The following is a 12,997-nucleotide window of genomic DNA, read 5'->3' as shown; positions in this document are numbered from 1 at the left end:
GATGACCGCCTGTCCAGGGTGGTTGTAGAAGGAGTATGCGAATGCCCTACGAAGCCGATGACTATCTTTCCCGGCACTTCCAGACCAGCGGCACCGACCTGGCGCGGAAGGTCGACGAACTGGCGGCCCTTGCGGCTCCCGGCGACAGCCCCAATCTCGCGCTCTACCGCGAGATGCTCTTCACCGTGACGCGCATGGCCCAGGCCGACCGCAACCGCTGGGACGCCAAGATCATGTTGCAGACCCTGCGCGAGATGGAGCATGCCTTCAGCGTCCTCGAGCAGTTCAAGCGGCGACGCAAGGTCACCGTGTTCGGCTCGGCGCGCACGCCAGTCGAACATCCGGTCTATGCCCTGGCGCGCAAGTTGGGCGAGGAACTGGCCCGCTACGACCTGATGGTGATCACCGGCGCCGGCGGCGGCATCATGGCCGCCGCCCACGAAGGCGCCGGGCTGGAGAACAGCCTGGGCTTCAACATCACCCTGCCCTTCGAGCAGCACGCCAACCATACGGTGGACGGCAGCGGCAACCTGCTGTCGTTCCACTTTTTCTTCCTGCGCAAGCTGTTCTTCGTCAAGGAAGCCGACGGCCTGGTGCTCTGCCCCGGCGGCTTCGGCACCCTAGACGAGGCACTGGAAGTGCTGACCCTGGTACAGACCGGCAAGAGTCCGCTGGTGCCGATCGTGCTGCTCGACCAGCCGGGCGGCCGCTACTGGGAACACGCCCTGGAGTTCATGCAGGAACAGTTGCTGGAGAATCACTATATCCTGCCGGCCGACATGCGCCTGATGCGCCTGGTGCATTCGGCCGAAGACGCGGTGAAGGAAATCGCCCAGTTCTACCGCAACTTCCACTCCAGCCGCTGGCTGAAAGGCACTTTCGTGATTCGCCTGAACCACGCCCTGAACGAAGCCGCGCTGGCGCACCTGCACGAACACTTCGCCAGCCTCTGCCTGAGCGGCGGCTTCCAGCAGCAGGCCTACAGCGAGCAGGAACAGGACGAACCGGAGTTCCGCAACCTGACCCGCCTCGCCTTCGTGTTCAACGGGCGCGACCAGGGGCGGCTGCGGGAATTGCTGGACTACATCAACCTGCCGGAAAACTGGGACTGAAGCTGCCGCTCCGGCACGCGCTCAATCGTCGCTGCGGCCGTTCAACAGGCGGCTGATCGACTCCATGGAGTAACCCCGGTACGCCAGGAAGCGGCCCTGCTGGGCCTTTTCCCTGGCGTCCTGCGGCAGGCGGGCGAACTTGCGGCGCCAGACCTCACGCAATTGCGCACTCCAGTCGACCTCGCAGGCACCCAGCGCCCTTTCGATATCGGCGCGCGGCAGACCGCGCTGCGCCAGTTCCTCACGGATGCGCAACGGCCCATGGCCGCTACGGGCGCGACTGGCGATGAAGCTTTCGAGATAGCGGGATTCGTCGAGCAGACCTTCCTCGGCCAGGCGGTCGAGGGCAGGATCGATCAACTCGGCAGACGCGCCACGCTGGCGCAACTTGCGGGAAAGCTCGGCGCGCCCGTGCTCACGGCGCGCCAGCAGATCCATGGCCGCCCGCCGCACGGCGACGGGCGTATCGAGCACGATCGCCATTGGCCTCAATCGGCTTCGGCGTCAGCCACTTCTTCGGCGTCGGCCTTCACCGGGCCGCTCTTGGCCAGCAACTGGTCGCGAATGGTCTTCTCCAGTACCGAACCGATTTCCGGATTGTCTTCCAGGTACTTGGCGGCGTTCGCCTTGCCCTGGCCGATCTTGCTGCCCTGGTAGCTGTACCAGGCGCCGGACTTCTCGACCAGACCCAATTGCACGCCCAGATCGATGATCTCGCCGGTACGGTAGATGCCCTTACCGTAGAGGATCTGGAACTCGGCCTGGCGGAACGGCGGGGAAACCTTGTTCTTCACCACCTTGACGCGGGTTTCGCTACCCACCACCTCGTCGCCTTCCTTCACCGCGCCGGTACGACGGATGTCCAGGCGGACCGAGGCGTAGAACTTCAGTGCGTTACCGCCGGTGGTGGTTTCCGGGTTGCCGAACATGACGCCGATCTTCATGCGGATCTGGTTGATGAAGATGACCAGGCAGTTGGCGTTCTTGATATTGCCGGTGATCTTGCGCAGCGCCTGGGACATCAGGCGTGCCTGCAGGCCGACGTGGGCGTCGCCCATCTCGCCTTCGATCTCGGCCTTGGGTACCAGCGCGGCCACGGAGTCGACGATGATCACGTCGACCGCGTTGGAGCGCACCAGCATGTCGGTGATTTCCAGGGCCTGCTCGCCGGTGTCCGGCTGGGAGACCAGCAGGTCGTCGACGTTGACGCCCAGCTTGCCGGCATAGTCGGGATCGAGCGCGTGCTCGGCGTCGACGAAGGCACAGGTGGCGCCCTGTTTCTGGGCCTCGGCGATCACCGAGAGGGTCAGGGTGGTCTTGCCCGAGGATTCCGGACCGTAGATCTCGACGATCCGGCCCTTGGGCAGGCCGCCGATGCCGAGGGCGATGTCCAGACCCAGGGAGCCGGTGGAGATGGCCGGGATCGCCTGGCGCTCATGGTCGCCCATGCGCATGACCGCGCCTTTGCCGAATTGGCGTTCGATCTGTCCCAGGGCCGCGGCCAGGGCGCGCTTCTTGTTCTCGTCCATTGAAGTCCTCGCGAAGTCAGGGCGGCCGGACGGCCACGAACAACTGTATAAGTAGACAGTATTATTCCACAGGGCAAGTCGCTCGCCTACCCCCGACGGGAAGAATGTTCCGAACGGTTGCCCGCAGGCGCGGCTAGCCCGGGTTCTCGCCGTTGCTCATGCGCAGCAGGCCGGTCAGCGCGGTCGCCACCGTCTGCCGGCGCACGGCGTCGCGGTCGCCGTTGAACTGGCAGCGCTCACTGACCAGCCGCTCGCCGTCGGCCCAGGCCAGCCAGACCGTGCCTACCGGCTTTTCCGGCGAGCCGCCGTCGGGCCCGGCGACACCGCTCACCGCCACCGCGAAACGCGCCCCGCTGTGCCGCTGGGCGCCGCGCACCATGGCCTCGACCACTTCCCGGCTGACCGCGCCGACTGCCGGGAACAGCGACTCGGGCACCTCCAGCTGGAGGGTCTTCTGGCGGTTCGAGTAGGTCACGTAGCCAGCCTCGAACCAGCCCGAACTCCCCGGGATGCGGGTGATCGCCTCGGCGATGCCGCCACCGGTGCAGGATTCCGCCGTGCTGACCTGCTCGCCCAGGTAACGAAGGCTTTCGCCGAGGCGGGCGGCCAGTACGGTCAGGTCGGACTCCATCAGGGTCATCACTGTTCTCCAGGGTAGAAACGGAAAGGGACTACCCTACACCATCGGCTTTTCCATTCAGAAGCAGCTTTCGGACAAGCGCAACCGCGCGAAGGCAGCGAATGCGCGAACATGCGTGTTCCATCACCGTCCAAGGAAAGGCACACCATGAACATCGCGCCACTCAAGGTCTCTCTGCTCTCCCTCGCCCTGCTCCTCTCCCCCGTTGCCAGCCTCCCCGCCCATGCGGCCTGCACCGCCAACCTGGCCCTGCAACCCGCCAGCAGCCTGCCCGCGCTCGGCGGGCGCCTGGTCTACCACAGCTATATGGAGTACGGGGACGGCTCCTCGAACCTCTACCTGCACGATTTCAAGAGCAAGAGCACCCGCCAGCTCAACCAGCCCGGCTGGAACATCGAGGACCCGATGAATGCGCATTTCTCCCCGGACGGCCGCTACCTGACCTTCATGGGCCGCCAGAATGGCGCCTGGCACGTGTTCGCCTGGGCCATCGGCGGTACCCAGGCGCCGAGCAACCTGACCGCGGCCATCGGCGGTCGCAACGAGGATCCGAAGTTCTCCTTCGACGGCCGCCAGGTCGTGCTCAAGCACGAGGGCGACATCCGCCTCGCCACCCTGGTCTTCAATGGCGATGGCAGCGTCGGCGTGAGCGCCTGGAAAGCCGTGACCGGCGACGGCTGGAGCACCGAGGAGTCGATGCCGTTCCTCACACCCTCAGGCAAGTACGTGGTCTACGCGACAGGAGCCGGCGACAGCCTGCGGGTGGTGCGCAGGAACCTGGAGAACGGCCAGGTCAGCGCCCTCGCCACCCCGGCCGCGGGGGGCCGCGACTATTACCCGGTGGTACGCGACTACACCGCCTACTTCCTCTCGCGTACCCAGCCGGCCGGCAACGACCAGTTGGCCATGGTCGTACCCAACAGCCCGCCCGGCACCCCGGCGATCCTGCCGCTCAACCACTGCCAGGGCGACAATTCCGACGCCGCGCCGGTGAACGAGGACTACCTGATCTTCTCCAGCACTTCGTTCGACCCGACCTACAGCCTGCTCCTCGGCGACATCGCCGCGGCGCGGGTCTGGCGTCTCGACCCGGCGCAGATCAACCTGCCCGACGGTCGGCAGAAGCTCGGCGCCAGCTATACCGCGGCACGCTGAAAGCAGCCCGCACAGGCGCGGACCTGAGGGTCCGCGCCGGTTCCGAACGGACCCGACACAGGCCGGCGAATCGGGTTAACATTACCCTCTTTTGCACCGTCCAAAGCCCGCTTCCGAAGGCCCGTATGACCGACCTCTCCCAGCACACGCCGATGATGCAGCAGTACTTCAAACTGAAGCATCAGCACCCCGACCAATTGATGTTCTATCGCATGGGCGACTTCTACGAGCTGTTCTACGAGGACGCGAAGAAGGCCGCCAAACTGCTCGACATCACCCTGACCGCACGCGGCCAGTCCGGCGGCAAGGCGATCCCGATGGCAGGCATTCCCTTCCATTCCGCGGAGGGCTACCTGGCCAAGCTGGTCAAGCTCGGCGAGTCGGTGGCGATCTGCGAGCAGATCGGCGATCCGGCCACCAGCAAGGGGCCGGTGGAGCGCCAAGTGGTGCGGATCATCACTCCCGGTACGGTGAGCGACGAAGCGCTGCTCGACGAACGCCGCGACAACCTGCTGGCGGCGATCCTCGGCGACGAGCGCCTGTTCGGCCTCGCCGTGCTGGACATCACCAGCGGCCGCTTCAGCGTCCAGGAGATAAAAGGCTGGGAAACCCTGCTGGCCGAACTGGAGCGCCTCAACCCGGCCGAGCTGCTGATTCCCGACGACTGGCCACAGGGCCTGCCGGCGGAGAAGCGCCGCGGCGTACGTCGCCGCGCGCCATGGGACTTCGATCGCGACTCGGCGCACAAGAGCCTCTGCCAGCAATTCGGCACCCAGGACCTGAAAGGCTTCGGCTGCCAGAACCTGACCCTGGCCATCGGCGCCGCCGGCTGCCTGCTCGCCTACGCCAAGGAAACCCAGCGTACCGCCCTGCCGCACCTGCGCAGCCTGCGCCACGACCGCCTCGATGACACGGTGATCCTCGACGGTGCCAGCCGCCGCAACCTGGAGCTGGATATCAACCTCAGCGGTGGCCGCGAGAACACCCTGCAATCGGTGGTCGACCGCTGCCAGACCGCCATGGCCAGCCGCCTGATGAGCCGCTGGCTGAACCGTCCGTTGCGTGACCGCGCGGTACTGGAAGCCCGCCAGGAGTCCATCGCCTGCCTGCTGGAACGCTACCGCTTCGAGAACCTGCAACCGCAGCTCAAGGAAATCGGCGACCTCGAACGCATCCTCGCCCGCATCGGCCTGCGCAACGCCCGCCCTCGCGACCTGGCGCGCCTGCGCGACGCGCTGGCGGCGCTGCCGGACCTGCAGAACGCCATGACCGAACTGGAAGCGCCGCACCTGCAGGCGCTGGCCACCACCATCGGCACCTATCCCGAACTCGCCGAACTGCTGGCCAAGGCGATCATCGACAACCCGCCAGCGGTGATCCGCGACGGTGGCGTGATCAAGACCGGCTATGACGCCGAGCTGGACGAGCTGCAGGCGCTGAGCGAAAACGCCGGGCAATTCCTGATGGACCTGGAAGCGCGCGAGAAGGCCCGCACCGGCCTGCCCAACCTGAAGGTCGGCTACAACCGCATCCATGGCTACTTCATCGAGCTGCCACGGGTGCAGGCCGAACAGGCGCCGGCCGACTACATCCGCCGGCAGACCCTGAAAGGCGCCGAGCGCTTCATCACGCCGGAACTGAAGGCCTTCGAGGACAAGGCGCTGTCGGCCCAGAGCCGCGCCCTGGCCCGCGAGAAGGCGCTCTACGAAGAGCTGCTGGAACGCCTGATCGGCCACCTCGCTCCGCTCCAGGACAGCGCCTCGGCGCTGGCGGAACTGGACGTGCTGGCGAATCTCGCCGAACGCGCGCTGAACCTCGACCTGAATCGCCCGCGGTTCGTCGAACACACCTGCCTGCACATCGAGCAAGGCCGCCATCCGGTGGTCGAGCAGGTGCTGGAGACACCGTTCGTGGCCAACGACCTGGCGCTGGATGCCGACACCCGGATGCTGGTGATCACCGGTCCGAACATGGGCGGTAAATCCACCTACATGCGGCAAACCGCGCTGATCGTGCTGCTTGCGCACATCGGCAGCTTCGTTCCGGCTGCACGCTGCGAGCTGTCCCTGGTGGACCGCATCTTCACCCGCATCGGCTCGTCCGACGACCTTGCCGGCGGCCGCTCGACCTTCATGGTGGAGATGAGCGAAACCGCCAACATCCTGCACAACGCCACCGACAAGAGCCTGGTGCTGATGGATGAGGTCGGCCGCGGCACCAGCACCTTCGACGGCCTGTCGCTGGCCTGGGCAGCGGCCGAGGACCTGGCCCGGACTCGCGCCTTCACCCTGTTCGCCACCCACTATTTCGAACTGACCGTACTGCCGGAAAGCCAGCCCGCGGTAGCCAACGTGCACCTGAACGCGACCGAGCACAATGAACGCATCGTGTTCCTGCACCATGTACTGCCGGGACCGGCGAGCCAGAGCTACGGCCTCGCGGTGGCCCAGTTGGCCGGCGTGCCGGCCCCGGTAATCCAGCGCGCCCGCGAACACCTCAAGCGCCTGGAAACCACCAGCCTGCCGCACGAGATGCCGAGCCAGCAGAGCGGCAAGCCCGCCTCGCCGATGCAGAGCGACCTGTTCGCCAGCCTGCCGCACCCGGTGATCGATGAATTGTCGAGGATCAATCCCGACGATATCAGCCCGCGGCAAGCTCTCGATCTGTTATATGCATGGAAGATGCGGGTCTGACGGACTACCGCACAAGCTGCTAGAATCGCGCGCGCTTAGCCGCCCGCCTGAGGAGAGAACTAGAAAATGACCTTCGTCGTCACCGACAACTGCATCAAGTGCAAATACACCGACTGCGTGGAAGTCTGCCCGGTAGACTGCTTCTACGAAGGACCCAACTTCCTGGTCATCCATCCGGACGAGTGCATCGACTGCGCCCTGTGCGAGCCCGAATGTCCGGCCCAGGCGATTTTCTCCGAAGACGAAGTGCCGGAGAACATGCAGGAATTCATCGAGCTGAACAGCGAGCTGGCGGAAGTCTGGCCGAATATCACCGAGAAGAAGGATGCCCTGCCCGACGCCGAGGAATGGGACGGCGTCGCCGGCAAGCTCCAGCATCTGGAGCGCTGATACGCCAAGGCCCGCAATCAGCGGGCCTTTTCTTTGGCGACGAGTAAAACGGCAGGCAAAAAAAAGGGGCGGGGTATTACCCCGCCCACTCTTCAGTCCCTCGTCATCATCCTGATGAATCGCCTCCCTGGCGACGTCCCTTCCCCGATCCTTCGGGGTTGCGTGTTCCCTGTACGCAGGAGTGATATTAGCGATTCCCTGTGCACCCGCAACCTGCCAGAAAACCCAGCGAAGCTTCTTCGGCAGCCATTTTAGAAAAATATATTCCTTTAATTTCAATAAGTTACTTAAATTCACCGAGCGTTTTTGGCAAACCTCCCGGGCATTTATCTACTTAGGCTCACACGCCGTGTAAGTTAATGCTTACAAGAGCAGACACAAAAAACCCGGCGAACGCCGGGTCTTCAGTGGGTCTAAGGTTTTCCGTCACTGGAACAGCGCGTCACTCGACAGGCCATTCTTCTCCAGGATCTCCCGCAGGCGCTTCAGCGCCTCGACCTGGATCTGACGAACCCGCTCGCGGGTCAGGCCGATTTCCTGGCCGACCTCTTCCAGCGTGCTGCTTTCGTGACCGCGCAAGCCGAAGCGGCGAATCACCACCTCACGCTGCTTGTCGGTGAGTTCCGTCAGCCACTGGTCGATGCTTTCGCTGAGATCGTCATCCTGCAGCAGCTCGCACGGATCGGTGGGGCGATCGTCGGTGAGCGTATCCAGCAGGGTCTTGTCCGAGTCCGGACCAAGAGAGACGTCTACCGAAGTCACCCGTTCGTTCAGGCCGAGCATGCGCTTGACCTCGGCGACCGGCTTCTCCAGCAGGTTGGCGATTTCTTCGGGTGAAGGTTCGTGGTCGAGCTTGTGGGTCAGTTCCCGCGCCGCACGCAGGTAGACGTTGAGCTCCTTGACCACATGGATCGGCAAGCGAATGGTTCGGGTCTGGTTCATGATGGCCCGCTCGATGGTCTGGCGGATCCACCAGGTGGCGTAGGTCGAGAACCGGAATCCGCGCTCCGGATCGAACTTCTCCACGGCGCGGATCAGGCCTAGGTTGCCTTCCTCGATCAGGTCGAGCAGGGACAGTCCGCGATTGACATAGCGCCGGGCGATCTTCACCACCAACCGCAGGTTGCTCTCGATCATCCGCTTCCGACCAGCGGGATCGCCCTTCTGCGCCAGACGAGCGAAGTGGACTTCCTCTTCGGGCGTCAACAGGGGCGAGAAACCGATTTCGTTGAGATACAGCTGCGTTGCGTCCAACGCGCGCGTGTAGTCGATGTGCTTGTGTTGTTTGGAAGAGAAGGAAGTGGTGGCTTTTGGAGTTGCCCGGGGAGAAGGCTGCTCGTCGGCAGACGACTCGTCCAGCATGATGCCGGGCTCCAGGAGGAGCACTTCATCATCGTGGTCAAACTCCGGCCCTTCTTTTTTGAGTGCCATGTCGTTATCCCTTGCATGAGTTCGACTCAAGCCCGGGCGATTCCTTTCCCGCTGGACACGCCCGGACCCGCTCACCTACGTGGGCGGGCGAACTCCCGGTCAGCGACGTGGCAAATATTGCAGTGGATCGACAGGCTTACCCTGGCGGCGAATCTCGAAGTGCAGCTTCACCCGATCGGTTCCTGTGGAGCCCATCTCGGCAATCGATTGCCCTACCTTGACCTGTTGCCCTTCCCGCACCAGCAGCCTGCGGTTGTGACCGTAGGCACTCACATAGGTCTCGTTGTGTTTGATGATGACCAACTCGCCGTAGCCCCGCAAACCACTACCGGCGTATACAACGGTCCCACCAGACGCAGCCAGGACAGGCTGGCCCAATTGACCGGCTATATCAATCCCTTTATTCAAACTTCCGTTTGAGGCAAAACGGCCGATCAGAGTACCGCTCGCAGGCCATGCCCACCCCCCCACCGCAGGCCCCGCGACGACGGGAGTCGCGCCGCTGCTGGGTGGGGTCGTGGTCGAGGCCGGAGCCGGTGCGGGCTTGGCAGGTACCGACGTACTAACTGCGGGTGGAACCGGGGTAGGCTTGGTCGCCACGGGCGCAGCGACGACCGGCGTGTTTTTCGCGACGGACGGTTGCGCCGATGCCCGCCCACCAAATTGGATAGCTTGACCGACCTGGATGGTATAGGGCGGCACGATGCCATTGCGCGCGGCCAGGGCTTTCCAGTCCCAGCCGAAGCGGAAGGCAATGGAATACAGGGTGTCGCCGCGGCGCACGATGTACTGCCCGCTGGTGACCGGCGTACGCCGCGCAGCGGCAGGCGCGGAACCGTTGCGATCGACGACCTTGACCCCGCCGGGAGGCGACGACGAACAGGCGGCGAGAAGGGAACAGACGACGGCCCCAAGCAACAGGTGGCAGCCACCATAGAGCCGAGTCCATTGCCGCAGGGTCGCTGCTAGCCTCAATCCTTCCCCCTTATCCATCTTCTTCGCTTTCGTTCAATCGGGCCGGCGACGCCGGCCGCCGGCTCAGGCGATCGGGCCGTTGAGCAGCGGGACGAAACGTACCGAGTCGAGTACCTGGCGGCTGAACCCGTCCTCGGTGCGGACGATCAGCATCAGTTGCTGGACCTCGCCGCCACCGACCGGGATCACCAGACGGCCCCCCGGGGCCAACTGCTCCAGCAACGACTGCGGGACTTCCGTGGCCGCCGCGGTGACGATGATTCCATTGTAGGGAGCCAACGCCGACCAGCCCTCCCAGCCATCGCCCCAACGAAAGACAACATTACGCAGGTTTAGCTCCGCAAGACGCTCCTTGGCCTTATCCTGCAACGCCTGGATCCGCTCGACGGAGAAGACCCGCTCGACCAGTTGCGCCAGCACCGCGGTCTGGTAGCCGGACCCGGTACCGATCTCCATGACCTTGTCCAGCGGGCCGGCCGCCAGCAGCAACTCGGTCATCCGCGCCACCATGAATGGCTGGGAAATGGTCTGGTTGTGGCCGATCGGCAGGGCGGTGTCTTCGTAGGCGCGATGCGAGAGCGCCTCGTCGACGAACAGATGACGCGGCGTGCGGCGGATCACCTCGAGCACGTGGGCGTTGGACAGGCCTTCTTCGTACAGGCGCTGGATCAGGCGCTCTCGGGTACGCTGGGAGGTCATGCCGATACCCCGGCGATGCAGGTCTTCGGACATCACGTCAGTCCTCCCAGCCACTCGTCGAGGCCGCCGAAGGCTTCGTGGAAGGTACGGTCCAGCTGCAACGGAGTGATCGACACGTAGCCTTGCATGACCGCGTGGAAATCCGTCCCCGGCCCGCCATCCTCGGCATCGCCGGCCGCGGCGATCCAGTAGCCTTCCTTGCCGCGCGGATTGACCACCTTCACCGGTGCGGCGGCACGGGCGCGGTGCCCGAGGCGGGTCAGTTGGATACCACGTACGCGATCCAGCGGCAGGTTCGGGATATTGACGTTGAGCACGGTACGCGGCGGCACGGCCAGGCGCTCGTGGGCGGAGACCAGCAGGCGGGCGAAGTGCATGGCGGTGGGCAGGTTGTCCGTCAACCGCGAGACCAGCGAGAAGGCGAAGGCCGGCCCCTTCAGGAAGCGCCCTTCGATGGCCGCCGCCACGGTACCGGAATAGAGGACGTCATCGCCGAGGTTGGCGCCCAGGTTGATACCCGAGACCACCATGTCCGGCAATTCCTCCAGCAAGCCGTTCAGGCCCAGGTGCACGCAGTCGGTCGGCGTGCCGTTGAGGCTGATGAATCCGTTGTCCAGGCGCTGCGGGTGCAGCGGGCGGTCCAGCGTCAGGGAACTGCTGGCGCCGCTCTTGTCCTGGTCGGGGGCGATCACTACGCAATCGGCATGATCCGCCAGCGCGTCGTAAAGCGCGGCGATACCGGGTGCGGTCACCCCGTCGTCGTTGGCAATCAGTATGCGCATGGGTTTTCCGTCTGCCCTGTCGGTACCAGGTCGAGGATTTCACGCACCACTACGGTGGCGAAACAACCGGCCGGCAGGACGAATTCCAGTTGCAGAACATCAGGTTCGGGATAATGCCACGCCAGCCCCTGGATGGGGAGCCGCAGGATGCGCCGTTCGTGCGCCATGCCCGCCTTCGCCAGCCAGCGGCAGAGCGCCGGCTCGCGCCCGGCCAGGGCCAGCTCGCGGTCGAGGACGCCGGCGCCGCTCGGCGGATCGCCCTCGCCCCAGAGCGGTCCGGTGGGGTGCAGGTCGAGGGCGGCCAGACGGGCATCGCGGCATTCTTCCTCGCCAGCGAGGAAAAAGCTGCGGCTGTCGGTGAAGGCCAGCAGGTCACCGACCGCTGCCCGGTTCCAGCTACCCTCCGCGACCCGCTCGGCGAGCAGGCGATTGAACAGGTAGCTGCGCCCGGCGGAAAGGAAGCGCGAACGCAGGTTGCGGTTCGCCGGCAGCAGGTCCTGTTCCGCGCAACTGCGCGCGTCGACCAGGTTGCCGCCGCCGTGGCCGAAGCGTTGCAGGCCGAAATAGTTGGGCACGCCGTCCGCGGCGATACGTTCCAAGCGCGCGTCGAGAACGGCACGCTCCGCCCGCAGCCCGGTCAGACGCAGGGTGAAGCCGTTGGCGGCATGCGCGCCTCGCTGCAACTTGCGCGAATGACGGGTGCGGCGAAGAATCCGCAGGTCCGCGCCCTCGGCTGCGCCCAGGTCGGGATCGGCCTTGCCCGGCAGGTGCAGGCTGAACCATTGCCGGGTCAGGGCCTGGCGGTCCTTCAACCCGGCGTAGCTGACGTTCTTCTGCTGCACGCCGGCGGCGCGGCCGAGGCGACGGGCCGCCTCCTCGGTGTTCAATCCGCGCTTTTCCACCCACAACCAGAGGTGCTCGCCTTCACCGCTGAGGGGAATGTCCAGCACCTCGTCGACCTGGAAGTCCTCGGCCACGGCCTTGAGCACCGCCTCGCCGCAGGCTGCCCCATGGGCGCGCGGCCCGAGCAGGTCGAGTTCGCCGAGAACGCTCATCGGGCCATCAGCAAAGCGACCGCATGTACAGCAATGCCCTCTTCGCGTCCGGTGAAACCTAGCCGCTCGGTAGTGGTGGCCTTGACGTTGACCTGGTCGACCGCGACGCCGAGGTCCTCGGCGATCAACCCGCGCATGGTCTCGATGTGTGGCGCCATCTTCGGCGCCTGGGCGACGATGGTGGCGTCGACGTTGCCGACCTTCCAGCCCTTCTCGGCGACGATGGCGACCACGTGTCGCAGCAGCGCGCGACTGTCGGCGCCCTTGAACCGCGGGTCGGTGTCCGGGAAGTGCTTGCCGATGTCGCCCAGCGCCGCCGCGCCGAGCAGCGCATCGGACAAGGCGTGCAGCAGCACGTCGCCGTCGGAGTGGGCGACCAGCCCATGTTTATGGGGAATGCGCACACCGCCGAGGGTGATGAAGTCGCCCTCGCCGAAGCGATGCACGTCGTAGCCATGGCCAATTCGCATGAAAAAACGCCCTGGTTGGAATCAGGGCGTGATTCTACCCCGGATCGGGACAGGCTTCAGGTATCG

Annotated in this window: 13 protein-coding genes; 4 read left to right on the top strand and 9 right to left on the bottom strand. The window is 65.1% G+C overall.

The genetic code is table 11. The annotated features are described in order from the left end of the window. The first annotated feature begins 41 nt into the window (after window positions 1-41). Entirely contained in the window at window positions 42-1,112 is a 1,071-nt protein-coding gene (locus tag ACM0M4_RS07880) for an LOG family protein (protein WP_004345445.1), read from the top strand. Window positions 1,113-1,133: 21 nt separating this feature from the next. Here ACM0M4_RS07880 and recX read toward each other — a convergent pair whose 3' ends face one another. The 3 genes from recX to ACM0M4_RS07865 form a co-directional block, all read right to left on the bottom strand. Continuing rightward, entirely contained in the window at window positions 1,134-1,595 is a 462-nt protein-coding gene (gene recX, locus ACM0M4_RS07875; protein ID WP_003098485.1) for a recombination regulator RecX, read from the bottom strand. Window positions 1,596-1,600: 5 nt separating this feature from the next. Beyond that, a complete protein-coding gene (gene recA, locus ACM0M4_RS07870; RefSeq protein WP_003092260.1) occupies window positions 1,601-2,641 on the bottom strand; it encodes a recombinase RecA in 1,041 nt (346 codons plus the stop codon). Between the two features lie 133 nt (window positions 2,642-2,774). Further along, on the bottom strand, window positions 2,775-3,281 hold the full coding sequence (locus ACM0M4_RS07865; protein WP_054376276.1) for a CinA family protein: 507 nt from the start codon (window positions 3,279-3,281) through the stop codon (window positions 2,775-2,777). 147 nt (window positions 3,282-3,428) lie between these two features. On the opposite strand from ACM0M4_RS07865, the gene ACM0M4_RS07860 reads away from it, so the two are divergent. The 3 genes from ACM0M4_RS07860 (at window position 3,429) to fdxA (ending at window position 7,519) form a co-directional block, all read left to right on the top strand. Further along, the gene (locus tag ACM0M4_RS07860) at window positions 3,429-4,436 is read left to right on the top strand and encodes a TolB family protein (protein ID WP_003098486.1); all 1,008 of its coding nucleotides are present in this window, start codon (window positions 3,429-3,431) and stop codon (window positions 4,434-4,436) included. Window positions 4,437-4,561: 125 nt separating this feature from the next. Next, window positions 4,562-7,129 (top strand): DNA mismatch repair protein MutS, encoded by a 2,568-nt coding sequence (gene mutS / locus ACM0M4_RS07855; RefSeq protein ID WP_003113873.1) that lies wholly within the window; start codon window positions 4,562-4,564, stop codon window positions 7,127-7,129. A 66-nt stretch (window positions 7,130-7,195) separates the two neighbouring features. Next, on the top strand, window positions 7,196-7,519 hold the full coding sequence (gene fdxA / locus ACM0M4_RS07850) for a ferredoxin FdxA (RefSeq protein ID WP_003092272.1): 324 nt from the start codon (window positions 7,196-7,198) through the stop codon (window positions 7,517-7,519). Window positions 7,520-7,945: 426 nt separating this feature from the next. On the opposite strand, the gene rpoS is transcribed toward fdxA, so the two are convergent. From rpoS to ispF, 6 genes are all read right to left on the bottom strand, one after another. Then, window positions 7,946-8,950, bottom strand: a complete 1,005-nt coding sequence (gene rpoS, locus ACM0M4_RS07845; protein ID WP_003113871.1) for an RNA polymerase sigma factor RpoS — start codon at window positions 8,948-8,950, stop codon at window positions 7,946-7,948. 99 nt (window positions 8,951-9,049) lie between these two features. After that, entirely contained in the window at window positions 9,050-9,943 is an 894-nt protein-coding gene (locus ACM0M4_RS07840; RefSeq protein WP_029610726.1) for a peptidoglycan DD-metalloendopeptidase family protein, read from the bottom strand. 45 nt (window positions 9,944-9,988) lie between these two features. Then, window positions 9,989-10,624 carry a protein-L-isoaspartate(D-aspartate) O-methyltransferase gene (locus ACM0M4_RS07835; RefSeq protein ID WP_015649078.1) on the bottom strand — a complete coding sequence of 212 codons (636 nt, stop codon included), beginning with the start codon at window positions 10,622-10,624 and terminating at the stop codon, window positions 9,989-9,991. A gap of 32 nt (window positions 10,625-10,656) precedes the next feature. After that, on the bottom strand, window positions 10,657-11,406 hold the full coding sequence (gene surE / locus ACM0M4_RS07830; protein WP_003092341.1) for a 5'/3'-nucleotidase SurE: 750 nt from the start codon (window positions 11,404-11,406) through the stop codon (window positions 10,657-10,659). Next, window positions 11,394-12,461, bottom strand: coding sequence for a tRNA pseudouridine(13) synthase TruD (gene truD / locus ACM0M4_RS07825; protein WP_029610725.1), 1,068 nt, complete (start codon window positions 12,459-12,461; stop codon window positions 11,394-11,396). The genes surE and truD overlap by 13 nt, the downstream gene beginning before the upstream one ends. Continuing rightward, window positions 12,458-12,931 carry a 2-C-methyl-D-erythritol 2,4-cyclodiphosphate synthase gene (gene ispF / locus ACM0M4_RS07820; RefSeq protein ID WP_003098560.1) on the bottom strand — a complete coding sequence of 158 codons (474 nt, stop codon included), beginning with the start codon at window positions 12,929-12,931 and terminating at the stop codon, window positions 12,458-12,460. Before ispF ends, truD begins: the two co-directional genes overlap by 4 nt. Window positions 12,932-12,997 lie beyond the last annotated feature (66 nt).

Origin of the sequence: Pseudomonas sp. 18-147 (genome assembly GCF_051048045.1) — a bacterium.
Taxonomy (GTDB): Bacteria; Pseudomonadota; Gammaproteobacteria; order Pseudomonadales; family Pseudomonadaceae; genus Pseudomonas; species Pseudomonas aeruginosa.
This window is presented reverse-complemented; position numbering and strand designations above follow the sequence as displayed.

Coding starts and splice junctions, on each gene's coding strand:
- ACM0M4_RS07880 (WP_004345445.1), top strand. CDS start 42: ATGCCCTACGAAGCCGATGACTATCTTTCCCGGCACTTCCAGACCAGC.
- recX (WP_003098485.1), bottom strand. CDS start 1,595: ATGGCGATCGTGCTCGATACGCCCGTCGCCGTGCGGCGGGCGGCCATG.
- recA (WP_003092260.1), bottom strand. CDS start 2,641: ATGGACGAGAACAAGAAGCGCGCCCTGGCCGCGGCCCTGGGACAGATC.
- ACM0M4_RS07865 (WP_054376276.1), bottom strand. CDS start 3,281: ATGACCCTGATGGAGTCCGACCTGACCGTACTGGCCGCCCGCCTCGGC.
- ACM0M4_RS07860 (WP_003098486.1), top strand. CDS start 3,429: ATGAACATCGCGCCACTCAAGGTCTCTCTGCTCTCCCTCGCCCTGCTC.
- mutS (WP_003113873.1), top strand. CDS start 4,562: ATGACCGACCTCTCCCAGCACACGCCGATGATGCAGCAGTACTTCAAA.
- fdxA (WP_003092272.1), top strand. CDS start 7,196: ATGACCTTCGTCGTCACCGACAACTGCATCAAGTGCAAATACACCGAC.
- rpoS (WP_003113871.1), bottom strand. CDS start 8,950: ATGGCACTCAAAAAAGAAGGGCCGGAGTTTGACCACGATGATGAAGTG.
- ACM0M4_RS07840 (WP_029610726.1), bottom strand. CDS start 9,943: ATGGATAAGGGGGAAGGATTGAGGCTAGCAGCGACCCTGCGGCAATGG.
- ACM0M4_RS07835 (WP_015649078.1), bottom strand. CDS start 10,624: ATGACCTCCCAGCGTACCCGAGAGCGCCTGATCCAGCGCCTGTACGAA.
- surE (WP_003092341.1), bottom strand. CDS start 11,406: ATGCGCATACTGATTGCCAACGACGACGGGGTGACCGCACCCGGTATC.
- truD (WP_029610725.1), bottom strand. CDS start 12,461: ATGAGCGTTCTCGGCGAACTCGACCTGCTCGGGCCGCGCGCCCATGGG.
- ispF (WP_003098560.1), bottom strand. CDS start 12,931: ATGCGAATTGGCCATGGCTACGACGTGCATCGCTTCGGCGAGGGCGAC.